The organism is Thiothrix eikelboomii, from assembly GCF_900167255.1.
GTDB classification, from domain to species: Bacteria; Pseudomonadota; Gammaproteobacteria; order Thiotrichales; family Thiotrichaceae; genus Thiolinea; species Thiolinea eikelboomii.
In genome coordinates this window covers 177,518-202,218 of the sequence record NZ_FUYB01000003.1, presented here as the reverse complement: position 1 = coordinate 202,218, position 24,701 = coordinate 177,518, and the positions used below count along the sequence as shown (strand labels likewise).

Annotated in this window: 22 protein-coding genes and 1 pseudogene; 10 read left to right on the top strand and 13 right to left on the bottom strand. The window is 46.1% G+C overall.

The window, feature by feature from the left end; translation table 11 throughout:
- Window positions 1–9 precede the first annotated feature (9 nt).
- The 12 genes and pseudogenes from nuoL to ndhC all read right to left on the bottom strand — a co-directional run bounded on the left by nuoL (window position 10) and on the right by ndhC (window position 11,485).
- Window positions 10–2,016: an NADH-quinone oxidoreductase subunit L gene (gene nuoL, locus B5D50_RS04790; RefSeq protein ID WP_078921443.1), complete on the bottom strand. Its 2,007-nt coding sequence runs from the start codon at window positions 2,014–2,016 to the stop codon at window positions 10–12.
- A gap of 3 nt (window positions 2,017–2,019) precedes the next feature.
- Complete coding sequence (nuoK, locus tag B5D50_RS04785) at window positions 2,020–2,325, bottom strand: NADH-quinone oxidoreductase subunit NuoK (RefSeq protein WP_078921442.1); 306 nt, start codon at window positions 2,323–2,325, stop codon at window positions 2,020–2,022.
- 2 nt (window positions 2,326–2,327) lie between these two features.
- Complete coding sequence (locus tag B5D50_RS04780; protein WP_078921441.1) at window positions 2,328–2,912, bottom strand: NADH-quinone oxidoreductase subunit J; 585 nt, start codon at window positions 2,910–2,912, stop codon at window positions 2,328–2,330.
- Between the two features lie 12 nt (window positions 2,913–2,924).
- Window positions 2,925–3,416, bottom strand: a complete 492-nt coding sequence (nuoI, locus tag B5D50_RS04775; RefSeq protein ID WP_078921440.1) for an NADH-quinone oxidoreductase subunit NuoI — start codon at window positions 3,414–3,416, stop codon at window positions 2,925–2,927.
- A gap of 29 nt (window positions 3,417–3,445) precedes the next feature.
- Window positions 3,446–4,513, bottom strand: a pseudogene (gene nuoH, locus B5D50_RS04770) (NADH-quinone oxidoreductase subunit NuoH).
- 8 nt (window positions 4,514–4,521) lie between these two features.
- Window positions 4,522–6,897: an NADH-quinone oxidoreductase subunit NuoG gene (gene nuoG, locus B5D50_RS04765; RefSeq protein WP_078921439.1), complete on the bottom strand. Its 2,376-nt coding sequence runs from the start codon at window positions 6,895–6,897 to the stop codon at window positions 4,522–4,524.
- A gap of 3 nt (window positions 6,898–6,900) precedes the next feature.
- On the bottom strand, window positions 6,901–8,181 hold the full coding sequence (gene nuoF / locus B5D50_RS04760) for an NADH-quinone oxidoreductase subunit NuoF (RefSeq protein WP_078921438.1): 1,281 nt from the start codon (window positions 8,179–8,181) through the stop codon (window positions 6,901–6,903).
- Window positions 8,182–8,185: 4 nt separating this feature from the next.
- Window positions 8,186–8,692 (bottom strand): NADH-quinone oxidoreductase subunit NuoE family protein, encoded by a 507-nt coding sequence (locus B5D50_RS04755; RefSeq protein WP_078921437.1) that lies wholly within the window; start codon window positions 8,690–8,692, stop codon window positions 8,186–8,188.
- Complete coding sequence (locus B5D50_RS04750; RefSeq protein ID WP_078921436.1) at window positions 8,692–9,942, bottom strand: NADH-quinone oxidoreductase subunit D; 1,251 nt, start codon at window positions 9,940–9,942, stop codon at window positions 8,692–8,694. The genes B5D50_RS04755 and B5D50_RS04750 overlap by 1 nt, the downstream gene beginning before the upstream one ends.
- A gap of 36 nt (window positions 9,943–9,978) precedes the next feature.
- Entirely contained in the window at window positions 9,979–10,656 is a 678-nt protein-coding gene (locus tag B5D50_RS04745; RefSeq protein ID WP_078921435.1) for an NADH-quinone oxidoreductase subunit C, read from the bottom strand.
- Window positions 10,656–11,138 (bottom strand): NuoB/complex I 20 kDa subunit family protein, encoded by a 483-nt coding sequence (locus B5D50_RS04740; protein WP_078921434.1) that lies wholly within the window; start codon window positions 11,136–11,138, stop codon window positions 10,656–10,658. The genes B5D50_RS04745 and B5D50_RS04740 overlap by 1 nt, the downstream gene beginning before the upstream one ends.
- A complete protein-coding gene (gene ndhC, locus B5D50_RS04735; protein ID WP_078921433.1) occupies window positions 11,129–11,485 on the bottom strand; it encodes an NADH-quinone oxidoreductase subunit A in 357 nt (118 codons plus the stop codon). The genes B5D50_RS04740 and ndhC overlap by 10 nt, the downstream gene beginning before the upstream one ends.
- A gap of 308 nt (window positions 11,486–11,793) precedes the next feature.
- On the opposite strand from ndhC, the gene B5D50_RS04730 reads away from it, so the two are divergent.
- Both B5D50_RS04730 and B5D50_RS04725 read left to right on the top strand, forming a co-directional pair.
- The gene (locus B5D50_RS04730; protein WP_078921432.1) at window positions 11,794–12,228 is read left to right on the top strand and encodes a (4Fe-4S)-binding protein; all 435 of its coding nucleotides are present in this window, start codon (window positions 11,794–11,796) and stop codon (window positions 12,226–12,228) included.
- Window positions 12,229–12,339: 111 nt separating this feature from the next.
- Window positions 12,340–13,269 carry a GNAT family N-acetyltransferase gene (locus B5D50_RS04725; protein ID WP_078921431.1) on the top strand — a complete coding sequence of 310 codons (930 nt, stop codon included), beginning with the start codon at window positions 12,340–12,342 and terminating at the stop codon, window positions 13,267–13,269.
- 16 nt (window positions 13,270–13,285) lie between these two features.
- On the opposite strand, the gene B5D50_RS04720 is transcribed toward B5D50_RS04725, so the two are convergent.
- Entirely contained in the window at window positions 13,286–14,602 is a 1,317-nt protein-coding gene (locus B5D50_RS04720) for a PQQ-dependent sugar dehydrogenase (protein ID WP_078921430.1), read from the bottom strand.
- Between the two features lie 89 nt (window positions 14,603–14,691).
- Here B5D50_RS04720 and B5D50_RS04715 point away from each other — a divergent pair, with 89 nt between their 5' ends.
- The 8 genes from B5D50_RS04715 to cydX all read left to right on the top strand — a co-directional run bounded on the left by B5D50_RS04715 (window position 14,692) and on the right by cydX (window position 24,688).
- The gene (locus B5D50_RS04715; protein WP_234975801.1) at window positions 14,692–15,651 is read left to right on the top strand and encodes a LysR family transcriptional regulator; all 960 of its coding nucleotides are present in this window, start codon (window positions 14,692–14,694) and stop codon (window positions 15,649–15,651) included.
- 185 nt (window positions 15,652–15,836) lie between these two features.
- Window positions 15,837–16,301, top strand: a complete 465-nt coding sequence (locus tag B5D50_RS04710; RefSeq protein ID WP_200807031.1) for a formate dehydrogenase subunit gamma — start codon at window positions 15,837–15,839, stop codon at window positions 16,299–16,301.
- A complete protein-coding gene (locus B5D50_RS04705; RefSeq protein WP_078921428.1) occupies window positions 16,298–17,848 on the top strand; it encodes a formate dehydrogenase beta subunit in 1,551 nt (516 codons plus the stop codon). Before B5D50_RS04710 ends, B5D50_RS04705 begins: the two co-directional genes overlap by 4 nt.
- Window positions 17,849–17,857: 9 nt before the next feature.
- Window positions 17,858–20,704 carry a formate dehydrogenase subunit alpha gene (fdhF, locus tag B5D50_RS04700; protein ID WP_078921427.1) on the top strand — a complete coding sequence of 949 codons (2,847 nt, stop codon included), beginning with the start codon at window positions 17,858–17,860 and terminating at the stop codon, window positions 20,702–20,704.
- Window positions 20,701–21,525: a formate dehydrogenase accessory sulfurtransferase FdhD gene (fdhD, locus tag B5D50_RS04695; RefSeq protein ID WP_078921426.1), complete on the top strand. Its 825-nt coding sequence runs from the start codon at window positions 20,701–20,703 to the stop codon at window positions 21,523–21,525. The genes fdhF and fdhD overlap by 4 nt, the downstream gene beginning before the upstream one ends.
- 287 nt (window positions 21,526–21,812) lie before the next feature.
- On the top strand, window positions 21,813–23,423 hold the full coding sequence (locus B5D50_RS04690) for a cytochrome ubiquinol oxidase subunit I (RefSeq protein ID WP_078921425.1): 1,611 nt from the start codon (window positions 21,813–21,815) through the stop codon (window positions 23,421–23,423).
- A gap of 11 nt (window positions 23,424–23,434) precedes the next feature.
- Complete coding sequence (gene cydB / locus B5D50_RS04685; RefSeq protein WP_078921424.1) at window positions 23,435–24,577, top strand: cytochrome d ubiquinol oxidase subunit II; 1,143 nt, start codon at window positions 23,435–23,437, stop codon at window positions 24,575–24,577.
- Between the two features lie 9 nt (window positions 24,578–24,586).
- A complete protein-coding gene (gene cydX, locus B5D50_RS04680) occupies window positions 24,587–24,688 on the top strand; it encodes a cytochrome bd-I oxidase subunit CydX (RefSeq protein WP_078921423.1) in 102 nt (33 codons plus the stop codon).
- The last annotated feature ends 13 nt before the right edge of the window (window positions 24,689–24,701 follow it).

Below are 24,701 nucleotides of genomic sequence, written 5' to 3'. Positions count from 1 at the left end.
GAGTAGGGGCTAAAAAAATAAGAACCAACTCAGTGCAAGAACTAACCCGCCAAACATGACAAAAGCATAGTCGTAGAGATAACCGGTTTGTAAATGGCGCATAACACTTGCTGACCAAGCAACAGCTTTTGCCGTGCCATTCACCATGAAACCATCAATCAGGATACGCTCACCGAAAACTGATAATCCCTTACCTAAATAAATTGAGCCTTTAGCAAATACTGTTTGATTAAAGTCATCAGCATAATATTTATGATCTAGTAAATTATATAGCCAATGAAGTTTTTTATATCCCCATTTCGCTAGCGAATCATTATATAAATAAATATAAGCTGCTAAACTTAAACCCATCATGGCAAGAATGAAAGGCCATTGACTTATTCCATGTAGAATGAAATTAAATGCTCCATGAAACTCCTCGCTAATCGTTTGAACGGCAAGATGCTGTGATAAGGAGCTGTTTAAATTAGGGTCAAAACTATGTGCGGCATCATTCACATAAATCGCCTCATGGAAAAAATCACCAACTACCATAGGATCAAGCAGATAGCCCGCAAATATAGAAGGAATGACCAATAAAATCAGAGGTAAAGTTATTGTCCAAGGTGATTCGTGTGGTAGTGTATGCTGTCCACCATGTTTATCGCTTGAGGCGATAAAACGCTCTTTACCGTGGAATACTAAAAAGAACATGCGGAAGCTATAGAAAGCCGTAACAAATACACCTAATAAAACCAAAGGATAAGCATAGCGAGCTGCCCCTAATTGTGATTGCTGGATTGCTTCAATAATCAGATCCTTAGAGAAGAAGCCTGCAAAGCCGGGGAAACCAATTAAAGCTAATGATCCTACTAAACAGGCCCAGTAAGTGATAGGGAGGTATTTTTTCAAGCCGCCCATTTTACGAATATCTTGCTCATGATGCATGGCTATAATCACCGAGCCTGCTGCTAAAAATAATAAAGCCTTAAAAAAAGCATGAGTCATTAAATGAAAGACACTGGCCGAGTAAGCAGATGCACCTAAGGCAGCTGTCATATACCCTAATTGTGACAAAGTAGAATAGGCGACTACGCGCTTAATATCGTTTTGTACGATACCAAGTAAACCCATCAAAAAGGCAGTGGTCGCACCAATGACCATAATAAAGTTCAAGGCGGTGTCCGAGAGTTCAAAAATAGGTGACATACGTGCCACCATGAAAATCCCGGCCGTTACCATAGTCGCTGCATGAATTAAGGCAGAAATAGGGGTAGGGCCTTCCATTGAATCAGGTAGCCAAACATGCAAAGGTATTTGTGCTGATTTGCCCATTGCACCTATGAATAAGAGCAGCGCAATAAAACTTGAAGCTTGCCAACTAATTCCGGGTAAGATGGAAATGGTTTGACCTGTAAGCTCATTAATTTTTGCAAAGACTTCAGCATAATCTAAACTGCCACAAAAAGCTAAAATACCACCAATACCCAAGAGAAAGCCAAAGTCACCAATACGATTCACAATAAAGGCTTTCATATTGGCAAAAATGGCAGTTTCTTTCTTAAACCAAAAGCCAATTAATAAATAAGATACTAAACCAACTGCTTCCCAACCAAAAAAGAGCTGCATGAAATTATTACTCATGACCAGCATTAACATAGAGAAGGTGAAGAGTGAAATATAGCTAAAAAAGCGTTGATAACCCGAATCATCATGTAGGTAACCAATAGTGTAAATATGTACCATTAATGAGACGAAGCTCACTACTAGCATCATCATGGCACTGAGATTGTCAATTAAGAAGCCAATTTCAAAACGGAAATCTTTGATCACTGCCCAAGTATAAACCGCACCATTATAAGTATGACCTTCACCTATCGTGTCAAAGGCAACTAAGATGGATAGAATCAAGGCAATACTCACACCCAAAATTGTGATCCGATGTGAGTTGGTGCGTCCTAATTGTTTACCAAATAAGCCAGCAGCAATAGCGCCCAACAAAGGAGCAAGAGGAATGCATAGGTAAATCAGCTCCATTAATTACCCCTTTAAACTATCCAAGTCTTGGACATTAATCGTGCGACGGTTACGAAAGACCAAAACTAAAATGGCTAAGCCAATCGCTGTTTCAGCGGCTGCGACAGTCAAAATAAAAAAGACAAACACCTGACCTGCTAAATCCCCTAAGTAATAGGAAAAAGCAATAAAATTCATATTGACTGCTAGCAACATTAATTCAATACACATTAATAAAATTAAGATGTTTTTACGATTTAAAAACATACCTGCTATGCTGATTGAAAATAATAAAGCCCCAATCACGAGATAGTTAGATAGTGAAATCATGCTTATTTCTCAGCCTGCATTTTAATCAGTCGTAACCGATCATGGCGGCTTACTTGTATTTGCTCAGAGATATTTTGTAGTTTTGTATCAGTGCGGCGTCGTAACGTTAAAACAATAGCGGCAACGATAGCGAGCAACAAAATAACGGCTGCGATTTCAAATGGATAGGCATAGTCAGTATATAAAATTTTACCTAAAGCTTCGGTATTATTTGCCGGTAAGCTAGCTAGAGGTTGGGAAATTTTAAAAGCAGGCATATTCAATACAAGAATCATTTCTAGGGTGACAATGAAAGCCGCTCCTAAGCCAATCGGCAGATAGCGAATAAATCCCTCTTTCAGTAGATCTAAGTTTAAATCTAGCAGCATAATCACAAATAGGAATAGCACCATCACCGCGCCAACATAAACCAATACTAATACAATGCCTAAGAATTCAGCTCCGCTGAGTAACCAAATAGCCGAACTACTGAAAAAAGCTAAAATTAAGCATAGGGCTGCATAAATAGGATTGCGCACGGTTACTACTCCTATCGCAGATATAATTAATACTCCAGTAAATAAGTAAAAAACTAGCTGCTGAAACATATTACTTACCTCTTAGCGATAGGGGGCATCGGCGGCTTTCATTTGAGCGATCTCGGCCTCATATTGATCACCAATAGCTAATAGCTTATCTTTGGTTAAGATATTTTCACCACTTTGCTCAAAGTGATATTCAAAAAGCTTAGTTTCCACAATGGCATCGACTGGGCAGGCTTCTTCACAAAACCCACAATAAATGCATTTAAATAAATCAATTTCATAACGGGTGGTACGGCGAGTACCGTCAGCTTGTTCTTCTGAGTCAATGGTAATCGCTAAGGCAGGGCAAACTGCTTCACAGAGCTTGCAAGCAATACAACGCTCCTCACCGTTAGGATAACGGCGTAGGGCATGATGGCCTCGAAAGCGTGGTGATAAGGGCGTTTTTTGTTCGGGGTATTGCACCGTGATTTTACGGCTATACAAATATTTATTGGTAACTTTTAAACCTTGAGTTAATTCATAAAAGCTGAAGGCTTTTAGATAATATTTAAAGTTAATACGCATTGCCTCTCCTCTTTCATTTTGCCGTTAGGCTATAACCAAGGTTGCCAGCCAATTGTAATGGCAATACCTTCTGCAAAGATCCATACTAAAGTGACAGGAATTAAAATTTTCCAACCCAAACGCATAATTTGATCATAACGATAACGAGGAAAAGTAGCTAGAAACCAGAGGAACATAAATAAAAATAAAAAAGACTTGAGGATTAACCAATGTAAGCCATTACCAAAAAACAAACCAAGTACTGGCAGCTCGATTAAAAAATTTAAACCTTGGAAAGGTGATAACCAACCTCCTAAAAACATAGTGGCAGTCAAAGCCGAAATTAAAATCATATTGGCATATTCTGCGATGAAAAAAATCGCCATCGCCATGCCAGAGTACTCTACATGGAAACCTGCCACAATCTCAGATTCACCTTCAGCAACATCAAAAGGTGCTCGATTAGTTTCAGCAATACCTGCAATAAAATACACCCAAAATAAACCAAATAAAGGCCAGACAAACCAATTAAAAATATTGCCAGATTGTGCTTTTACAATATCATTCATATTTAAACTGCCGGCTGCCATTAAAACACCGACTAATGCAAAGCCCATTGCTATTTCATAGGAGATCATTTGTGCACCAACACGCATGGCACTTAATTGAGCATATTTAGAATTAGAAGCTCAGCCTGCGATAATAATACCATAGACACCTAAGGAGCTAAGCGCCAATAAGAATAATAGCCCTGCATTGATATTGGCTAATATCATATTCTCACTAAACGGAATCACTGCCCAAGCGGTCAAGGCAGGTGCCATTGCTAATAAAGGAGCGATTAAAAATAAGAAGCGATTAGAGTGGGTAGGGATAACAACTTCTTTAAAAATTAATTTGCAGGTATCGGCAATCGGTTGTAATAAACCTAAAGGCCCGACCCGATTTGGTCCTAAGCGTACCTGCATAAAGCCAATGATTTTTCGCTCAGCATAGGTGGTATAAGCGGCGAATAAAATGACTGGTATCACAATGAGTACAATTTTTAATAAAATCATAATCAAAGTAACCCAATCGTCTGGGAGAAAACTAGTTAAAAACTGGGTTAGTGCTTCCATCTTTTCCCCTAGACCCGTTTGCTGATTCGGACTAGGCCGACACTGCTAAAGACCGCCGTGGCTTCATCTCCGGCAGCTAAGCCGACTGTACCGGGGGCAAGGTCATTGGAGATGCGTACCGGTAGTTGAAGGCTCAGCTCACCTTGGCTAATTTGTACATGCTCACCCGCCTGCAGCGCTAAATTAGCCGCATCAACTGGATTCAGTTCTACCACGGTGTCTTCTACCCTAGCTTGTAAGGCGGTTGCACGTCGGACTAAGCCATCTTCACGGTATAATTTGACGGTAGTCACGCGCTCAAACTCAGCTTCGGTAGCGCTTGCTAGTTGGAGAGCCTGTAAAGTCGGTAAGTCATTTAAGGTATAACTAGGGTAGTTCCCCATTGCTGCATCCAATTCAGCGGTTAATGCCAGTGCTACCTCTTCGCTGCTGAGCCAAGTAAATGCAGGTAAACCACTGGCATTGCCTAAGACTCGCAAGATTTTCCAAGTAGGCCGCGCCTGTGCGATGGGTTCAATTGCGCCTTGGAAGGATTGCCACTGGCCTTCAGCATTGCAATAAGTGCCGGAGGTTTCTGCGAAGACAGAGCCGGGTAAGATCACAGTGGCATGATCTAGTAGGGGCTGATCAGCAAAGGCACCAATTACAATCAGATTGTGTGCCTGAGCTAAAGCTTGTGAGACTTGGGCGGGGTTAGCAAAATCAGCGGTTTCTGCATTGAGTAAAACGACCGTTTCAGGGTTTTGCAACATGGCAGTTACCGCTAGACCTGCTGGTGTTACTGCACGCCCAGCTGATAAACGATGGGGTAGGACACCGGCTAGCCAAGCACCAACTGTATTCGCAGTTTCGGGTAAATAACCTAGACGTGCTCCTGTTTCGGTAGCGATCACCGTGGCTAAAGCGCGTAAGCTGGCATAAGCCGGATGTTGTACCGCTAAATTGCCGAGCAGAATTAATTTATGAGTAGCGGCTTGCAACTCGGCTACTAGAGTTTGATCAGCTTCGGTGCTGTCGATGCTCTGGAGGAGTTCTACTAATGCAAAGGGGATAGCGGATTGATTGGCGACTAAGCTAGCTTTGGCTAAGCTGGCTAAGCGCTTAACTAGAGCTGAAGGGGCAACAAAGAGCTGTGCAATGGGGTAGTTAAATTCAAAACCCCGTGGATTAATCGCGGTAATTTTCGCTCCTTGCAAGGCTGCTTTACGCAAGCGATGATTTAAGAGCACTTGCTCATGGCGTGGATTAGAGCCGATCAATAATACGGCCTGTTGTTGCTCTAACTCGGCAATGCTGACACCCAAATTTGGGCTGAGTGGGGCGAGTGTTTGATCAGAAAAATCAATTTGCCGTAAACGATGGTCAATATTGTGAATATTTAAACCACGCATTAAGCCTTGGAATAAATACAATTCTTCTAAAGTAGAATTCGGATTGGCTAAGGCCGCTACTTTGGAGCGATCGGCTTGTTGCAAAATTGAGGCAGCTGCTTGTAAAGCTTCTTGCCAAGTGACTGCGACTAATTGTCCTTGGCGTCTGAGCAAGGGTTGACGCAAACGCTCTGGGCTATCGATGCCTTGGTAACTGAACCGATCACGATCTGAGAGCCAAGTTTCATTAATGCTATCATTTTCACGCGGTACACAGCGCAAGACTGCTTTACGAAAGAGATGTAACTCAAGGTTAGAACCTACTGCATCATGCGGTGCAATAGAGGGATGTGCTTGCATTTCCCAAGCCCGCGCTTTATATCGGGAGGGTTTAGCGGTTAAAGCTCCGACAGGACAAAGGTCGATCATATTGCCGGATAATTCGGATTGCAGCGATTTTTCAATATAAGTGCCGATTTCGAGGCGATCCCCCCGAAACAGACTGACGAGTTCACTCATGCCCGCAATTTCTGTTCCAAAACGGACACAGCGAGTACATTGAATACAGCGTGTCATCTCGGTCGCAATTAAAGGACCGATATTTTTATCAATAACGACTCGTTTAATACCTTGATAGTTCGAATGCCGCTGACCGTAAGTAACGGAAACATCTTGTAGCTCACATTCGCCCCCTTGATCACAAATGGGGCAATCTAAAGGGTGATTAATCAGTAAAAAGCTCATCATCGCTTGTTGTGCTTGCTGAGTTTTTTCTGAGTTTGTCCAGAACTTCATGCCAGCTTCAACAAAAGTGGCACAAGCAGGCACTGGTTTAAACGATTTTGCCATGTCGACTAAGCACATCCGACAATTGGCAGCGACCGATAGTTTTTTGTGATAGCAAAAGCGCGGAATTTTGATGTTATGTTCATCCGCAATCTCAATGAGCAGGCGACCTTTAGGCACGGTATAGGGCTGATCATTAATTTCAATAGTGACGAGTTCTTGTGTCATGTTTTACCCTTGGGTCACCTTGCTACGTCCATGCTCAAGATAGTATTCAAACTCTTCACGGAAGTTTTTCACAAAACTCCACACAGGCATGGCAGCTGCATCCCCCAAGGCACAAATCGAGCGTCCTTCAATATTATGTGCAATGCTCTCTAAGCGATTGAGATCTTCTGCTTGTCCTTGTCCCTCGACAATGCGGGTGACTAAACGATATAACCAGCCGGTACCTTCACGGCAAGGCGTGCATTGACCACAGGATTCGGAATAATAAAAGCGTGAAATCCGTTGTAAGACCTTAACCATATCCGTGGTATCGTCCATCACAATCACCGCACCTGAACCAAGATACGACCCTGCTTTAGCAATTGAGTCATAATCCATCGTCAAGCCGAGCATGACCTCGCCTTTGAGTACCGGTACAGATGACCCACCGGGGATGACAGCTTTTAATTGCCGCCCCTGACGAACACCACCTGCCATCGTTAATAACTCGGTGAAGGGCGTTCCCATTGGAATTTCAAAGTTACCCGGATTATTCAAGTGACCCGACATAGAAAATAATTTTTCGCCGCCAGAGTTGGCTACCCCTAAATCGGCGAACCATTGCCCGCCATTGCGCATAATGCTGGGAATCGAAGCGAGGGTTTCGGTATTGTTAATTGTGGTGGGACATCCATATAAGCCAAAACTGGCTGGATATGGGGGTTTAAAGCGGGGTTGGCCTTTTTTGCCCTCTAAGGATTCTAAGAGAGCAGTTTCCTCTCCACAGATATAAGCCCCTGCACCTAGACTGCTGTATAAGTCAAAATCAACCCCTGAGCCTTGAATATTTTTGCCTAATAAGCCAAGGGCATAGGCTTCTTGAACCGCTTGTTCGAAACGTAGCCAAGGCTCATCCATAAACTCACCCCGCAGGTAGTTATAGCCCACTGTGGCACCTATCACATAAGCGGCAATGGCCATGCCTTCGACTAAAGCATGTGGATTAAAGCGTAGAATATCGCGATCTTTACAGGTACCAGGTTCAGATTCATCCGAGTTACACACCAGATATTTTTGCCCCGGCATCGTCCGTGGCATAAAACTCCACTTTAAACCAGTTGGAAAGCCAGCTCCGCCGCGTCCACGTAAACCTGAGCGTTTAATTTCTTCAATAATGGTTTCGGCCGATGTTTTTTCTGCCAAAATTTTCCGCCAAGCTTGATAGCCACCTAATTTTAAATAACTGTCTAAGCTAGCGGCCTGATCCCCGAATTGTAAACTTGCAAAACAGACTTGATTGGTCATCTACTTACTCCAGTCTGTCGAGGATTTGATCCAGTTTTTCAGGCATCAAATGCGTGTGATAAACATGGTTAATTTGCATCATTGGCGCAGAGCTACAAGCGGCTAGACACTCCTCTTCTTTTTTGAGAAAGAATTTACCATCAGCAGTGGCTTGACCTAATTTCACTCCTAATTTGCGCTCAAGTTGCTCCACTATTTGATCTGCACCACACAGCATGCAAGACAGATTGGTACAAACCGAAATACTGTAGCGAGCCGCCGCTGTCTCAGCTAATTCATACATGGAATAGAAGCTTGCCACTTCATAGACGGTAATCGCAGGTAAGCCCAAGTAGTCAGCGACCGCCTCCATTTTCTCGACAGAGACATAATGGTCGGTATGCATCACAGCATGTAAAGCCGCTAATAACGCGGATTGTTTGCGATCGGCGGGGTAGCGCTGTAACCACCGATCAATTTCTGTACGTTCATAAGCGCTAAGAGGAGGGCGGTTAAGATCAAGCTCAGTCATTAGCGGTCAATCTCCCCAAATACAATATCTTGTGTGCCAATAATCGTGACTACATCCGCTAACATATGCCCTCTGGCCATTTCATCCATTGCAGCTAAGTGGGTAAAGCCGGGGGCGCGGATTTTTAAGCGATACGGTTTATTAGCACCATCCGAAAGGATATAACAGCCAAACTCACCTTTAGGATGTTCTACGGCGGCATAAGCCTCACCGACGGGTAAACAATAACCTTCAGTCATCAATTTAAAATGATGAATTAAAGCCTCCATATCCTGCTTCATCGCCACTCGTTTGGGTGGGGCTATTTTATCGTCGGCGATAACAGGACCTGGATTTTTTCTTAACCAAGCAATACATTGTTTAATAATTCGATTGGATTGAAACATTTCTTCCATACGAACTAAATAGCGATCATAACTATCTCCATTCGTACCAATTGGAATATCAAATTCAACTTGATCATAAACAGCATAAGCTTGTTTTTTACGAATATCCCAAGCTATGCCAGAGCCACGTAGCATTGGTCCCGTTAGCCCTAGTTGTAAAGCGCGTTCAGGTGAAACAATGCCAATATTGACTAAACGTTGCTTCCAAATACGGTTATCCGTTAATAAGTTTTCATACTCAGCTAAATAACTTGGAAATCGCTGCGTAAAATCTTCTAAGAAATCTAATAATGAACCTTGCCGATTTTCATTTAAGCGTTTAGCTTCTGACTCGGAGCAAAAACGAGAGGCTTCATACTGCGGCATAGCATCAGGTAAATCTCGATACACTCCCCCTGGACGATAATAACTCGCATGCATGCGTGTGCCAGAAACGGCTTCATAGGCATCCATCAGGTCTTCGCGTTCACGGAAGGCATAAATAAACATAGACATGGCACCAATGTCTAAAGCATGCATACCTATCCATAATAAATGATTGAGAATACGAGTAATTTCATCGAAGAGGGTGCGAATATATAAAGCGCGCTCGGGGGGGGTAATCCCGAGTAGTTTTTCGATCGCTAACACATAACCGTGTTCATTACACATCATGGACACATAGTCCAGGCGATCCATATAACCAATGCTCTGGTTATAGGGCTTAGTTTCAGCTAATTTCTCTGTACCACGGTGGAGTAAACCAATATGGGGGTCTGCCCGTACAATCACCTCACCATCCATTTCTAAGACTAGGCGCAGTACGCCATGTGCCGCAGGATGCGCAGGACCGAAGTTCAGCGTAAAATTGCGAATTTCAGGCATGAGTCATGAGCTTCCTAGGTTGAAACAGGATCATCATCACCGAATTACCCGGGGAACCAGCACACGAGCCTCAATCGACACAGGCTTATACGCTACCCGTTTTAGTTCAGGGTCATAGAACATTTCGACTTGGCCAATTAAGGGGAAATCTTTACGGAAGGGATGCCCCACAAACCCGTAATCCGTTAAAATACGGCGTAGATCTGGATGCCCTGTAAATAAAATTCCAAACAAGTCAAAGGCTTCGCGCTCGAACCAATTGGCGGCATTCCAAATCGGTACAAGCGAGGGAATTAGCGGTAGGTCATTATTCTCTGCCCAAGTACGTAGCCGCAGCCGGAAATTGTGTTGGACGGATAAGACATGTACAACCACGGCATAACGTGGATAACTCAGCGTGGCAGACGATGTTGGTTGAGCAAATTCAAATAAAGCATCAGCCTCAGTTGACTGCACCGCACGACTAAACCCGCGTCGACTTGCGGTCGTCACATCCCATTCGGCATCCCCGAAGGTCAAATAATCGACCCCGCATAAGTCGATTATTTGATGGCAAGCTAAGCGTTCATCCTGACGTAAGAACTCGGCGACTGCTAACCAGTGTGCCACCGGCAGCTCTAGGGTTAACTCATTAAATTCATACTTAATTGCGCTTAATTGCTCGCTGAGCTGGGTTTGTAGATAAGCATGGATTTGCGCCAGTTTCTCGGTCATCAGGCTCTCCGTGCAATCGTATTAGTGCGGCGGATTTTGTTCTGTAATTGCAGAATCCCATAAATCAAGGCTTCTGCAGTGGGTGGGCAACCGGGTACATAAATATCAACGGGCACAATCCGATCACAGCCGCGTACTACGGCATACGAATAATGATAATACCCGCCGCCATTAGCACATGAACCCATCGAAATTACCCAACGAGGTTCAGCCATTTGGTTGTAAACCTTCCGTAAGGCAGGAGCCATTTTATTGGTCAAAGTGCCTGCAACAATCATCACATCTGATTGGCGGGGGCTAGGGCGAAAAATAATCCCAAAGCGGTCAAGGTCATAACGTGCCGCCCCTGCATGCATCATTTCTACCGCACAGCATGCTAAGCCAAAGGTCATCGGCCACATCGAGCCAGTGCGTGCCCAGTTAATTAATTTATCGGCGGTTGTGGTCACAAAACCTTTTTCTAGTACGCCCTCTATTCCCATTCGAGCGCCCCTTGTTTCCACTCATAAATAAAGCCGACAATTAAAATACTTAAGAAAATTCCCATCACGGCTATACCAAATACTCCAATGGTATCTAATACAACCGCCCACGGAAATAAAAAGGCAATTTCTAAATCAAAGATAATAAATAGAATAGCGACGAGATAATAACGAATGTCAAAATTCATTCGAGCATCTTCAAAAGGGGCAAAGCCACACTCAAAAGGTGAGTCTTTTTCTAGGTCGGGTCGGCGTGGTCCAGCAATAAGTCCGAGTCCTAATAGAACTACAGCTATTATAAAACCAACAGCTAAAAAAATGAGAATGGGTAGGTATTCTCCCAGCATGCTAACTCCCCTCCTGACTTATTACAACTCACCATCATTCATATATTGAATACGATTGGGGTAGTGAGGTAAAAGTGATAAGAAAATTAATATTCTCTTATGCCGACTGAGTGTAAGCGGATTTAACTAACAAACCTATTACTCCATTGGAGAGGATAGCTATTTAAATTTGCGCTAAAGGTGATAGATGCGGTTGCTGCAGGCTGATTTCGAGTTTAGGGCTAGGAGAGGGGGGTGGATACATGTTCATTCCCTAAATTTTGCTAAAAAAATGCTATGATCAGATGACCTAGTTGGAGGAACTATCTATGTCTGAGCAAGCAGTTGTTAAAGAGTATTCAAATGGTGAGCTGACTATTGTCTGGCAGCCTAGCAAATGTATTCATTCCACCTTATGTTTTCGTGGTCTACCAGCGGTTTTTAATCCTCAACAACGCCCGTGGGTGAAGATGGATGCCGCGACCACCGAACAGCTGATTGCGCAGGTGAGCAGCTGTCCTTCGGGGGCTTTGTCCTACAAACTGGCTGAGCAGCCAATGCCTGTCACGCCCTCGGCTGCTGAGATAGTTAAGATTAAATTGGCGCCTAATGGCCCGTTATTAGTGCAAGGCAAGATTGAAATTCAGGATAAAAACGGCACAATCACAACGCATACCAAGATGACTGCCTTATGCCGTTGTGGTGCTTCGGCCAATAAACCCTATTGTGATGGCTCACATCAAAAGATCGGCTTTACGGATTGAGCACTAGCCGCCAGTTAATCGTGGTTCCACTGCCAGCTATGTGCTTTTAGCTAGTATCTTAAGGCTAATTTGGCGAGCTTTAGGGACGAGTTTGGCAGGGAACAGTGTCCAGTGGAATTAAGCGCAAAAGAGTTACAAATCATTAAGAGCCTCGATGATGGCTCTTTGTATGCTTCCCCCATGATAGTGCAGCAATTGTTGCGTTACCCGGGCATGCGTAACCCGCGCTTATTTTTAAGTTTTGACTATCATGGCCAAGCGAATGGTTATTTACCCGTAGGGCAGTGTTATAGCGATGAAACCTATACCTATATCGCGGCTATGCCCCAATCACCCGCAATTAGCCCCACCTATACGCCGGGGGCTACACAGGTTTTAAAGCGCTTACGCTTAGCCTATTTTGATACCGATCTTGTCAGTTACGACCCAAGCTTTAGGCAAGAGCCGACGGCGAGTGCTTATGGCTTGGCACTGGAGCGGTACTTGCAATTATTATCACCGAGTCGCCGCACGGATATTCGCCGCAAGCTAAAAAGACTCAGGGCTTTCACGATTAAGCCAGGGAACTTACTCGATATTGTAGAGGCTCGACCTTGGTTGATTGAAGTCTGGTCAGAGCGTTTTAGCCCTGCTGAATTACTCGATCAAGAGGCCTATGCTCGGGTGACGATTGCTTGGTTAGCCGCCGTACAGCATTCTGGGCGAGCTAATTTAAAAATCGACCGCTATCAACTGAATGGCAAAACTGTAGGGATTAATTGCTGTGTATTACATGCGTATCAAGGGCGGCTGCACTGTGATGATTATTTAACTTGGTATGATCCTAAGTTAGCGTCAGGGCTTGGGATTGCGAGTGTGGTTCGTAATTTAACCAATCCTGATTTATTAGGGAGTCGCTATAATTTAGCGAATCCGGGGGTCGGTGGTATTCATCCGCGTCATTTGTATAAACTCAATCTACTCCCCGCGAGTATTCGTCTGACTCAGGCAGTGTTTGATACGCGAGCTATTCATCACAATAGATGTGTAGCTTCATTTTAAATGGTTCATTCTAAATTTATGGTGCAGCGCTCACCCGCCAAATCACATTGCCGACATCATCAGCGACTAATATCGCCCCTGTTGAATCCACAGCAACTCCGACAGGTCGACCTAAGGCTTGGCCTTGATCATTCACAAAGCCCGTCAAGATATCTTCTGGTAGGCCAGTCGGTTGACCTTTGCTAAATGGCACGAAGATCAGTTTATAGCCACTACGCGGTTGGCGATTCCATGAGCCATGTTGACCAATAAAAGCCCCACCTTGATAGTGAGCGGGTAAAGCTTGCCCTTGGTAAAATGCCAAACCTAAGGAGGCAGTATGTGCGCCTAGAGCATAATCAGGGACTAAGGCTTGAGCGACTAACTCAGGGTTTTGTGGTTGCATGCGCGTATCAACTTGCTGTCCAAAATAGCTATACGGCCAGCCATAAAAACCGCCGTCTTTAACCGAGGTCATATAATCCGGTACGAGATCATTGCCCAATTCATCTCGCTCATTGACCGTCGTCCACAGTGCTCCGGTTTGCGGTTCCCAAGCTAAACCATTCGGATTGCGTAAGCCAGAAGCAAACACACGGCGCGCTCCTGTTTTTAGATCAAACTCTAAAATGGCAGCACGATTGACTTCATGCTGCAACCCCTGTTCTCCCACATTACTATTCGAACCGACAGTGGCGTAGAGCTTAGAGCCATCTGGGCTGGCGATAATATTTTTTGTCCAATGATAATTAATGGGGCCAGCTGGCAAATCAGCGAGTTTGGTGGGCGCCGCACTGATTTGAGTAGCTCCGGTTTGATAGGGGAAACTGACAATTGCATCGGTATTCGCGACATACAAAGTATTCCCAAGCAATTGCATGCCAAACGGGGAGTTAAGATTACTTAAAAAATTGGTTTTTATTTCAGCAATACCATCGCCATTCGCATCCCGCAACAAGCTTATCCGGTTCGCGCTCGGTACGGCTGCTCCCGCTCGTTTCATCACCCATTGTTGAGCTTGAGCCATCAGGCCGCCTGCTTCCGGTTTAGGCGGTGCATTGGTTTCAGCGACTAAAACATCGCCATTAGGTAAGACATAGAGCCAGCGCGGATGATCTAAGCCACTAGCAAAGGCATTAACCGCTAAACCTGGGGCGGGTAGTGGTTTAGCTCCATTCGCCCAACCGACAGCGGGTGCAATATTAACCGTCGGAATCAGTGAGCTTTCAGGGGCGGGTAGCTTAGGATTTTGTCCATAACCCACGGAGCTAGTCACCGGGGGCTTAGACTCACTACAAGCAGTGAGTGCAAGGGTTAGACTACCAATGAAGACTAGCAAGCTTGGGTATTGCATAGAAAAACTCCAGAATAGGATGCACTAAGCTTACTGCGAATTGCTGAAATTTAACCTAATGTCCTTAGTTTTTGGCAGGGCAACAGCCGATGGCAGAGGCCTGCATGGTCTTGTGGGGGGGAAGCTGGCACAATGGTAAGATGATTGCCCGCAAATATCTTTATCTAATCGCTCTTGCCCGTGAGAAGCATTTTGGTCGTGCTGCACTTGCTTGCCATATTTCCCCTTCCACTTTATCCGCTGCGATTCGTGAAATTGAATTAGAGCTGGGGGTTGCGGTGGTGAACCGAGGGCGTTCGTTTGGTGGTTTAACTCGGGAAGGACAATGTGTGGTGGAGCATGCCATTCGTTTAGCAAGTACTGCTGAGGGCTTGCGCCAAGAGCTGCGTTCTTTGCGTGAAGAACTGACGGGTCATTTAAGTTTGGGGGTGATTCCAACCGCACTCACCGTCGTCGCGAGTCTAACCGCTGCGTTTGCGCGTCAACATCCCCAAGTCAATTTCGAGGTGCGCTCATTAGGTACGAATGACATTCTGAAACGCATGCAACAATTCGATCTGGATGCAGGCATTATGTATGTCGAATCGGGTATACAGCAGCAATTATTCACGGTGTCTTTGTGGGAGGAACATCATGTATTTTTATGCCCGATGGAGAGCGAACTCGCCAACCGTGAAGCGATTACTTGGTATGAAGCGACTCACACGCCGCTATGTTTACTGACGCCGGATATGCAAAATCGGAAAATGATTGACGCGATTTTTAGTCAATTGGGCTATAGCGCCGAACCGAGTTTGGAAACTAATTCGATTATTAGCATGCTTGCCCATGTATCAGCTGGCGGTTGGTCAGCCATTTTGCCGGAGAATGTCTTGGAGCTGATTGGTGTGCCTGCGGGTGTAAAAGTGTTGCCACTGACTGAACCGAGGTTTAGTTCACAAACGGGTTTAGTCGTCGCAGGCAGAGAACCTTGGTCGCCTTTATTGACAGCTTTGATTCAGACCGCCAAACAGTTGAGTCAGCCACCCTTGCTGTCTCCTGCAGCTTAGGTTGTCCTGAGGTTTAGGTACAAGCGTTGTTTGATGTTTTTGTGCAATAAATCCGAACACTTCTTCTAAATTTTCTGCTTTCCCAAACAAACTACTTGCCCTATGCTGCAAAGATGAGGGAGAGCGCCTATTTATAAGCCTCCAGCTAGCTTGCCCTCAGTTATAAAATAATCAGGATGCTTACTATGACTGCCACCATCCAAGCCTTGATTGATGCGCACAGCAACCAAGCGGGTGCTTTATTGCCCACTTTGCATGCGCTTCAAGCTCAATTCGGTTATATACCTGCGGAAGCCACGCCTTTAATTGCTCACAGTCTAAATTTATCTCGGGCAGAAGTGCAGGGGGTACTGAGCTTTTATCATCATTTCCGTACCACGCCCCCCGGCAAGTATGTCTTGCAAATTTGTCGAGCTGAATCCTGTCAAGCGATGGGGGGACGTGATTTAGAGACACATGCTAAAGCGGCTTTAGGGCTGAATTATCACCAAACTACTGCCGATGGCTGTATTAGTTTAGAACCAGTGTATTGCTTGGGTAATTGTGCCTGCTCGCCAGCGGTGCGCGTGGGTGATGAGATTCAAGGACGGATGGATGTGGCACAACTGGATGCTTTAATTGCCGAATTACGCCAAGGAGCTGCAGCATGAGTTATACCATTTATGTGCCTTGCGATACCACGGCTGTCTCGGTAGGAGCGGATAAGCTAGCTCACGCTTTAAGCACCCAAGCACAGCAGGCAGGGATTGAACTGAAGTTGGTGCGCAATGGCTCGCGTGGGCTATTTTGGCTTGAGCCTTTAGTTGAGGTAGAAACGGCTCAAGGGCGAGTGGCTTATGGCCCTGTGCGACCGAGTGATCTGGCAAGTTTATGGGAGGCTGAGTTTTTCAAAGGCGGTGAGCACCCGCTGAAACTCGGCTTGACGGAAGACATTCCATTTTTAAAGCAACAAGAGCGGTTAACTTTTGCACGAGTGGGGGTGATTGATCCGGTCTCAGTGAATGATTATGAGGCACAAGGTGGCTGGTTAGGCTTACGTAATGCCCTGACCCTGACGCAAGACGATATTGTCTCGGCAGTGACTGCCTCGGGTTTGCGAGGGCGCGGTGGGGCAGCTTTCCCCACAGGGATTAAATGGCAAACGGTTTTAACCGCTGATAGTGAGCAGAAATATATTGTTTGTAATGCGGACGAAGGTGATTCGGGTACATTTTCAGATCGGATGCTGATGGAAGGCGACCCGTTTTGCTTAATTGAAGGCATGGTGATTGCTGGCTTAGCCGTAGGTGCGAACCAAGGCTATATCTACCTACGTTCAGAATATCCGCGTGCTTTTAACACACTCAAGACCGCAATTGTGCAGGCTCAAGCGGCAGGTTTCTTAGGGAGTAATATCCTCAATTCGGGGCAAGCCTTTGATTTAGAAGTGCGCCTCGGGGCAGGAGCTTATATTTGTGGGGAAGAGACCGCTTTGCTGGAAAGCCTAGAAGGTAAGCGTGGACAAGTCCGTGCTAAGCCGCCACTTCCAGCCATTCAAGGTTTATTCGGTAAGCCCACGGTAGTCAATAATGTAGTGACGCTGGCGAGTGTGCCAGTGATCTTGGCTAAAGGTGCAGCGTTTTATGCCAATTACGGCAGGGGGCGCTCACGTGGGACTTTGGCTTTCCAATTGGCAGGCAATATTAAGCACGGCGGCTTAGTCGAGAAAGCTTTCGGCCTGAGCTTGCATGAGTTGCTCTATGAATTTGGGGGTGGCAGCCAATCGGGTAAGCCACTGCGGACTGTGCAAGTCGGTGGTCCACTGGGGGCTTATATACCGGCTGAGTACTTCAATTTGCCACTCGATTATGAAGCCTTAGCTCAACAAGAATTTATGATCGGGCATGGAGGGGTTGTGGCCTTCGATGACACTGTCGATATGGCGAAAATGGCACAGTTTGCGATGGAGTTTTGTGTGGAAGAGTCCTGTGGCAAATGTACGCCCTGTCGGATCGGTTCAGTGCGCGGGGTGGAGGTGATCGAGCGTATTCGCAAGGGTGAGGAGCGCGACACCAATCTCGAATTACTGAAAAGCCTGTGTGACACCATGATTAATGGTTCGCTGTGTGCTATGGGTGGGATGACCCCCTTTCCGGTCTTAAGTGCTTTGAAATATTTTCCGGCGGATTTCGGCGTGACTGCCGCGCCTAAGGTGTGAGGAATCATTATGTCTTGTCATTGCCAATCCAGTCTTGATTTGGGTACACCCGCGAGTCAGTCTAGCCAGCGGGTCAGTTTCACGCTTGATGGACAAACCCTGACCGCCGCCGCTGGAACGACGATTATTCGTGCGGCGGCTGAAGCTGGAATTAAAATTCCCAAACTCTGTGCGACTGAACAACTGAATAGCTTTGGTTCTTGTCGGTTGTGCTTAGTGCAAGTCGAAGGTCGACGCGGTTATCCCGCTTCCTGTACTACTCCTGTGGAAGCAGGCATGAAGATTATCACCCAATCACCGAAGCTTGCTGAGATCCGCAAAGGTGTGATGGAGTTATATATCTCGGATCACCCGCTTGATTGCTTGACTTGTACCGCGAATGGCAATTGTGAATTGCAGGATATGGCCGGTGTGGTCGGCTTGCGTGAAGTACGCTATGGCATGGCGGGCGAGAATCATTTTGATGCCGAGCACGCTGAGCCGAAGGACGAATCCAATCCCTATTTCACTTTTGAACCCAGTAAATGCATTGTCTGTAGTCGCTGTGTGCGTGCCTGTGAAGAAGTGCAGGGTACGTTTGCACTGACTATTGGTGGGCGCGGTTTTGCTTCCAAAGTAGTGGCAGGTGCGAATGAAAATTTCTTAGGTTCAGAATGTGTCTCCTGTGGGGCTTGTGTGCAGGCTTGCCCGACTGCCACTTTAAGCGAAAATACCTTAATTCAACTGGGGCAGGCCGAGCGCTCTGTGACGACCACTTGTGCCTATTGTGGGGTCGGTTGTTCGTTTAAGGCTGAAGTGAAGGGGCAACAAGTGGTGCGGATGTTGCCGGATAAAAACGGGGGAGCCAATGCGGGACATGCTTGTGTGAAGGGGCGATTTGCTTGGGGTTACGCGACCCACCCCGACCGAGTGACTCAGCCGATGATTCGTAAATCTATTCACGATGCATGGCAGGAAGTGAGCTGGGAGGAAGCCGTGACTTATGCGGCCAGCGAGTTTAAGCGTATTCAAGCTCAGTATGGGCGTAAATCGGTCGGTGGAATTACTTCCTCTCGTTGCTCGAATGAGGAAACTTATTTAGTGCAAAAATTAGTACGGACGGCGTTTGGGAATAATAACGTCGATACTTGTGCACGAGTTTGCCATTCACCGACAGGCTATGGTTTAAAGCAAACCTTGGGTGAATCAGCAGGGACGCAAGACTTTGAATCGGTTTTGCATGCCGATGTAATTATTGTGATGGGTGCGAATCCGACGGAAGGGCATCCGGTGTTTGGTTCGCTGCTCAAGCGACGTTTGCGTGAGGGCGCTAAACTGATTGTAATTGACCCGCGTGAGATTGAGCTAGTCCGCACTCCACATATTGAGGCTAGCTATCATTTAGCGCTTAAGCCCGGTACGAATGTGGCGATGATTAATGCCTTGGCACAAGTAATCGTCACCGAAGGTTTATGGGATCAAGCTTTTGTGCGCACTCGCTGTGAACAGCCTGCTTTTGCACAATGGCAGGAATTTATTCTGCGCCCTGAAAATAGCCCCGAAGCAGTGGCAGAGATTACCGGTGTTCCTGCTGAGGCTATTCGTGGTGCTGCACGTTTGTATGCCAATGCACCGAATGGGGCGATTTATTATGGCCTCGGGGTGACTGAGCATAGCCAAGGTTCGACCACCGTGATGGGGATAGCTAATTTAGCGATGTTGACGGGGAATATTGGACGTGCAGGGGTGGGAGTCAATCCTTTGCGCGGGCAAAACAATGTGCAGGGTTCTTGTGATATGGGGTCTTTCCCGCATGAGTTACCCGGCTATCGGCATGTGAGTATTGATGCAGTCCGCAATGAGTTTGCGGCCTATTGGCAAACAGAACTAGACCCCGAACCCGGTTATCGTATCCCGAATATGATGAATGCGGCCGTGGCGGGCAGTTTCAAAGGCATGTATATCCAAGGTGAGGATATTGCCCAATCTGACCCGAATACCCAACATATTCAAGCAGCGCTCGAAAATCTGGAATGCTTGGTGATTCAAGATATTTTCTTTAATGAAACCGCTAAATACGCGCATGTATTTTTGCCGGGGGCTTCCTTTTTGGAAAAAGACGGCACGTTTACCAATGCGGAGCGGCGTATTTCACGGATTCGAAAAGTGATGGAACCCTTAGGCGGTAAAGCCGATTGGGAAGGTACGATCTTACTTTCGAATGCTTTAGGCGTGCCGATGAATTATCAGCATCCATCGGAAATTATGGCAGAAATCGCCGCACTGACGCCAAGCTTCAAAGGGGTCAGTTATGAGAAGCTCGATCAATTCGGCAGCCTACAATGGCCTTGCAATGATGAGCATCCTGAAGGTTATAAAATTATGCATACCGAAACCTTCACACGCGGTTTGGGGAATTTCATTCTCACTGAATATGTGCCCACTACCGAGAAGATTACTCAGCGTTTCCCCTTGATTTTGACCACAGGCCGGATTTTGAGCCAATACAATGTGGGCGCACAAACCCGCCGCACAAAAAATGTGGTGTGGCATGCGGAAGATAAGCTTGAAATCCACCTGCAGGATGCGGAAGATCGCGGCATTAATGACGGTGATTGGGTGCTGATTTCCAGTCGAGCAGGCGAAACCCGGATGCGTGTAGAAATCTCCAATCGAGTACAACCGGGTGTGGTTTATACCACTTTCCACTTCCCCGAATCGGGCGCGAATGTGGTCACGACAGATAATTCAGATTGGGCGACGAATTGCCCTGAATATAAAGTCACCGCTGTACAAGTCGCTCGTTGCGAGGAGCTTCCGGTCTGGCAACAGGAGTTTGCGCAGATGGAGGTGGAACAACAAGCTTTGTTACCATGAACCTTGTTGCGGAGTTCGACACTGAGCTGCTCGCTACGTCACAAGCTGTGGTAGCTAAGCGCTATGCACAAGGCACTTGGAGCGAGCAGCCGGATCGTATTGCCGAGGAAGTTCCACTGGCCTTGATTTATAACGGGATTGCCCATGCGGTGATGTTGGGTACACCCGCAGATTTAGAAGATTTTGCCCTCGGTTTTAGCCTGACTGAGGGGCTGATCAGCCATGCTAAAGACCTGCATGATGTGGAGGTCGTGGTATCAGAGCTTGGTTTAGAGCTGCATTTGGAGATTGCTTCCGCCGCTTTTCATGGCTTTAAGGCCTCGCGGCGGCAAATGGCAGGGCGCACGGGTTGTGGTTTATGTGGGCAAGAAACTCTGCAACAAGCGATTCGTCCAGTCTCTAAAGTCGGCCATACTTTACAGCTTCAACCTCACGCACTAGAACGCGCTTTAAACCAATTACCCGACTGGCAAAGTTTGCACCAAACCACGGGTGGGGTCCATGCTGCCGCATGGGCGGATCTGGAGGGTCATCTTCAATTACTGCGTGAAGATGTCGGGCGACATAATGCTTTAGATAAACTTTTGGGCGCTTTATTTAAAGCTAAAGTCGATACTCGCCACGGCTTCTTATTGCTAACCAGCCGTGCGAGCCATGAACTGGTCTATAAAGCAGCCTTTGCGGGGATTGAATTGATTGCAGCCGTCTCAGCGCCGACTTCTTTGGCTTTACGGCATGCAGAAGAGGCGGGGTTAACGCTGGTAGGCTGGGTGAGGAAGGGCGGGTTTTCAGTTTACTCAGGGCAGAAAAGGGTAGGTTAGGCACAATTTTATCCCTAATAGCCTGAGATATATCCATTTCTAGCTATACCTCTATAGATACTCAACTAACCTATTAGGTAACTGATCTTTTTGACTTGGTTTGCATAATATCAATGCTGCAAATCAAGTTAGCACGAAAGATTGGAAGCCGGAGTCAGGCGAAGTGTGGGTTATTTGATTTAGATCAAAAAGTAGTCACAACGGCTTTGCTCCTTAGCAATTAAGTCACTCATCAATTCCCAGTGTGCGTAGTTAAGCGTGCTCGGGGATAGCCGTTAGGAGCACATATGATTTCACAAGAAGTTGTGGATCTCTCACGATTGCAGTTTGCTTTAACTGCACTGTATCACTTTCTATTTGTCCCACTGACCTTGGGGATGACCTTCCTGCTGGCGATTATGGAATCAGTCTATGTCATGACTGGCAAGCAGGTTTATAAAGACATGGTTCAATTCTGGGGCAAGTTATTCATGATTAACTTTGCCCTAGGCGTGACTACCGGTCTGACGATGGAATTCCAATTCGGGACGAACTGGGCCTATTACTCGCATTATGTTGGTGATGTATTTGGTGCACCCCTAGCCATTGAGGGTTTAATGGCTTTTTTCCTTGAGTCAACTTTTGTGGGTTTATTTGTGTTTGGCTGGGATCGGTTGAGCAAGGTACAGCATTTAACGGTGACTTGGCTAATGGCACTGGGTACGAATCTTTCAGCCCTATGGATTTTGATAGCCAATGGCTGGATGCAAAATCCGATTGGTGCAGAATTCAGTTATGAAACCATGCGTATGGAGATGGTTGATTTTGGGGCAGTGCTATTTAATCCGGTCGCACAAGTTAAATTTGTTCATACGGTAGCCGCAGGTTATGTGACTGGCTCGATGTTTGTCCTTGGGATTAGTGCTTGGTATTTACTGAAAAAACGTGATCTCGGCTTTGCTAAGCGCTCGTTTGCAATTGCTGCAGGCTTTGGTATGGCCTCGATTTTATCAGTCATTTTACTGGGGGATGAAAGTGGCTATGAAGCGGGTGAGGTACAAAAAATGAAGCTCGCAGTCATTGAAGCCGAATGGCATACCGAACCACCCCCGGCCGGTTTTAATGTTATCGCCTTTCCTGATCAGGAAAAAGGTGAAAATACCTACGCCTTAAAAATTCCCTATGCGCTTGGCATTATTGCCACCCGCTCTTTAAGCGAGCCTGTTATCGGGATTCATGATTTAGTCGCCAAAGGTGAGGCGCGTATTCGTCGTGGTATCACTGCTTATGCTTTATTCCAAAAGCTGCGCCAAGGCAGTGCGACTGAAGCGGATAAGCAAGCTTTTGAGCAACTGAAAGTAGATTTAGGTTATGGCTTATTGTTGAAGCAATACACGCCCAATGTGGTGGATGCCACTGAAGAGCAGATTAAGCTGGCTGCTAAAGGCACTGTGCCGCCCGTTGCCCCTTTATTCTGGGCATTTCGGATTATGGTTGCAGCTGGCTTTACGATGTTAGTCGTATTTGCCTTGGCCTTCTATTTCACTGCCAATCGCACGGTTTGGAATAAACGTTGGTTGTTGCGCCTGGCTTTTTTTAGTATTCCGCTGCCGTGGATTGCGATTGAAACAGGCTGGTTTGTGGCAGAGTATGGTCGTCAACCTTGGGCGATTGGTGAGATTTTACCGACTTTCTTAGGCACTTCGACGTTAAGTGCGGGGGATCTGATCGGTAGTATTTTCGGCTTTGTCGTCTTGTATACCATTTTCTTTATTATTGAAATGTATTTGATGATTAAGTTTGCCCGTCTTGGTCCTAGTAGCTTACACACTGGGCGTTACCATTTTGAAAAGCAAGCAGGTAGTGGTGGTGGTTATACAGCACATGCTTATGCGCAAAAACTTAATGATCGCACCTAAGGAGAGCCAGCATGTTATTGGATTATGAAAGCTTAAAATTGGTTTGGTGGGTGTTGATCGGTATCTTATTTATTGGCTTTGCACTCACGGATGGCTTTGATATGGGGGTGGGGGCTTTGCTGCGGGTGGTAGGTAAAACCGATGAAGAGCGGCGGGTTGCGATCAATACCATAGCCCCACATTGGGATGGCAATCAAGTTTGGTTGATTCTGGCCGCTGGTGCGATTTTTGCTGCTTGGCCAATCACCTTTGGCGCAGCTTTCTCGAGTTTTTATTGGGCGATGGTGTTGACCTTATTCTCGCTGTTTTTCAGGCCAATAGGGTTTGATTATCGCTCTAAATTGGCTAGCCCCGCTTGGCGCAATCTTTGGGATTGGGGTTTGGTCGTCGCGGGTGTTGTGCCACCTTTGGTGATTGGTGTGGCCTTTGGCAATTTGCTCTTGGGCGTACCCTTTGCTTTCGATGAGTATATGCGTTTAACCAGTCGTGGCTCATTCTTTGCCTTATTCCATCCGTTTGCTATTTTGGTCGGCATCGTCAGCTTATTGATGTTCATGATGCAGGGGGCAACTTATCTGATGCTGCGGACCGATGAAAAGGTCTATCAACGTGCGCAAAGCATGGCCAGTCTAACGGCTTTGGGGGTGATGGTGAGCTTTACTTTAGCTGGCCTTTGGCTATGGCTTGGGGTGGATGGTTATATGATTACACAAATGCCACCGACCGATGCTTTGCCGAATCCTTTGAATAAAGTCGTCGTACCTACTGAAGGCGCTTGGCTCACCAATTATACCCATTATCCTTTAGCAATTACTGCTCCTACTTTAGGTTTATTAGGTGCACTGACGGTATTTGCTTTGGCGAAAGCGGGGCGGGCCGGTTGGAGTTTTGTGTTTAGTTCCTTGAGTATTATCGGCATTATTCTGACCGCAGGGGTGTCTTTATTTCCTTTTGTGATGCCTTCTAGTCTAAATCCCAATCATAGTTTGACCGTGTGGGATTCGGCATCTAGCCATCTGACTTTGAATATTATGCTGTGGGCGGCCTTGATTTTTGTCCCGCTGATTCTGATCTATACCTTATGGTGCTATCGCATGTTGTGGGGCAAGATCACCTTAGCATTTATTCGTTCCAATGATCATACTGCTTATTAGGAGAGTTTCATGTGGTATTTCGCGTGGATTTTGGGCGTATTACTCGCTAGTTCCTTCGGGATTATTAATGTCATGTGGCTAGAGCTAAACGGTCTGGATGAGGATGAGTAAATCTAAGACTTAA

What these genes read in the sequence shown, in the direction of transcription:
- ndhC (WP_078921433.1), bottom strand. Translation starts at nt 11,485, where the DNA reads ATGCTGGGAGAATACCTACCCATTCTCATTTTTTTAGCTGTTGGTTTT.
- B5D50_RS04710 (WP_200807031.1), top strand. Translation starts at nt 15,837, where the DNA reads ATGACTGCCACCATCCAAGCCTTGATTGATGCGCACAGCAACCAAGCG.
- nuoF (WP_078921438.1), bottom strand. Translation starts at nt 8,181, where the DNA reads ATGACCAATCAAGTCTGTTTTGCAAGTTTACAATTCGGGGATCAGGCC.
- B5D50_RS04755 (WP_078921437.1), bottom strand. Translation starts at nt 8,692, where the DNA reads ATGACTGAGCTTGATCTTAACCGCCCTCCTCTTAGCGCTTATGAACGT.
- cydX (WP_078921423.1), top strand. Translation starts at nt 24,587, where the DNA reads ATGTGGTATTTCGCGTGGATTTTGGGCGTATTACTCGCTAGTTCCTTC.
- B5D50_RS04730 (WP_078921432.1), top strand. Translation starts at nt 11,794, where the DNA reads ATGTCTGAGCAAGCAGTTGTTAAAGAGTATTCAAATGGTGAGCTGACT.
- fdhD (WP_078921426.1), top strand. Translation starts at nt 20,701, where the DNA reads ATGAACCTTGTTGCGGAGTTCGACACTGAGCTGCTCGCTACGTCACAA.
- B5D50_RS04705 (WP_078921428.1), top strand. Translation starts at nt 16,298, where the DNA reads ATGAGTTATACCATTTATGTGCCTTGCGATACCACGGCTGTCTCGGTA.
- nuoG (WP_078921439.1), bottom strand. Translation starts at nt 6,897, where the DNA reads ATGACACAAGAACTCGTCACTATTGAAATTAATGATCAGCCCTATACC.
- nuoL (WP_078921443.1), bottom strand. Translation starts at nt 2,016, where the DNA reads ATGGAGCTGATTTACCTATGCATTCCTCTTGCTCCTTTGTTGGGCGCT.
- nuoK (WP_078921442.1), bottom strand. Translation starts at nt 2,325, where the DNA reads ATGATTTCACTATCTAACTATCTCGTGATTGGGGCTTTATTATTTTCA.
- B5D50_RS04780 (WP_078921441.1), bottom strand. Translation starts at nt 2,912, where the DNA reads ATGTTTCAGCAGCTAGTTTTTTACTTATTTACTGGAGTATTAATTATA.
- cydB (WP_078921424.1), top strand. Translation starts at nt 23,435, where the DNA reads ATGTTATTGGATTATGAAAGCTTAAAATTGGTTTGGTGGGTGTTGATC.
- B5D50_RS04690 (WP_078921425.1), top strand. Translation starts at nt 21,813, where the DNA reads ATGATTTCACAAGAAGTTGTGGATCTCTCACGATTGCAGTTTGCTTTA.
- B5D50_RS04750 (WP_078921436.1), bottom strand. Translation starts at nt 9,942, where the DNA reads ATGCCTGAAATTCGCAATTTTACGCTGAACTTCGGTCCTGCGCATCCT.
- fdhF (WP_078921427.1), top strand. Translation starts at nt 17,858, where the DNA reads ATGTCTTGTCATTGCCAATCCAGTCTTGATTTGGGTACACCCGCGAGT.
- B5D50_RS04740 (WP_078921434.1), bottom strand. Translation starts at nt 11,138, where the DNA reads ATGGGAATAGAGGGCGTACTAGAAAAAGGTTTTGTGACCACAACCGCC.
- B5D50_RS04720 (WP_078921430.1), bottom strand. Translation starts at nt 14,602, where the DNA reads ATGCAATACCCAAGCTTGCTAGTCTTCATTGGTAGTCTAACCCTTGCA.
- B5D50_RS04745 (WP_078921435.1), bottom strand. Translation starts at nt 10,656, where the DNA reads ATGACCGAGAAACTGGCGCAAATCCATGCTTATCTACAAACCCAGCTC.
- nuoI (WP_078921440.1), bottom strand. Translation starts at nt 3,416, where the DNA reads ATGCGTATTAACTTTAAATATTATCTAAAAGCCTTCAGCTTTTATGAA.
- B5D50_RS04715 (WP_234975801.1), top strand. Translation starts at nt 14,692, where the DNA reads ATGGCAGAGGCCTGCATGGTCTTGTGGGGGGGAAGCTGGCACAATGGT.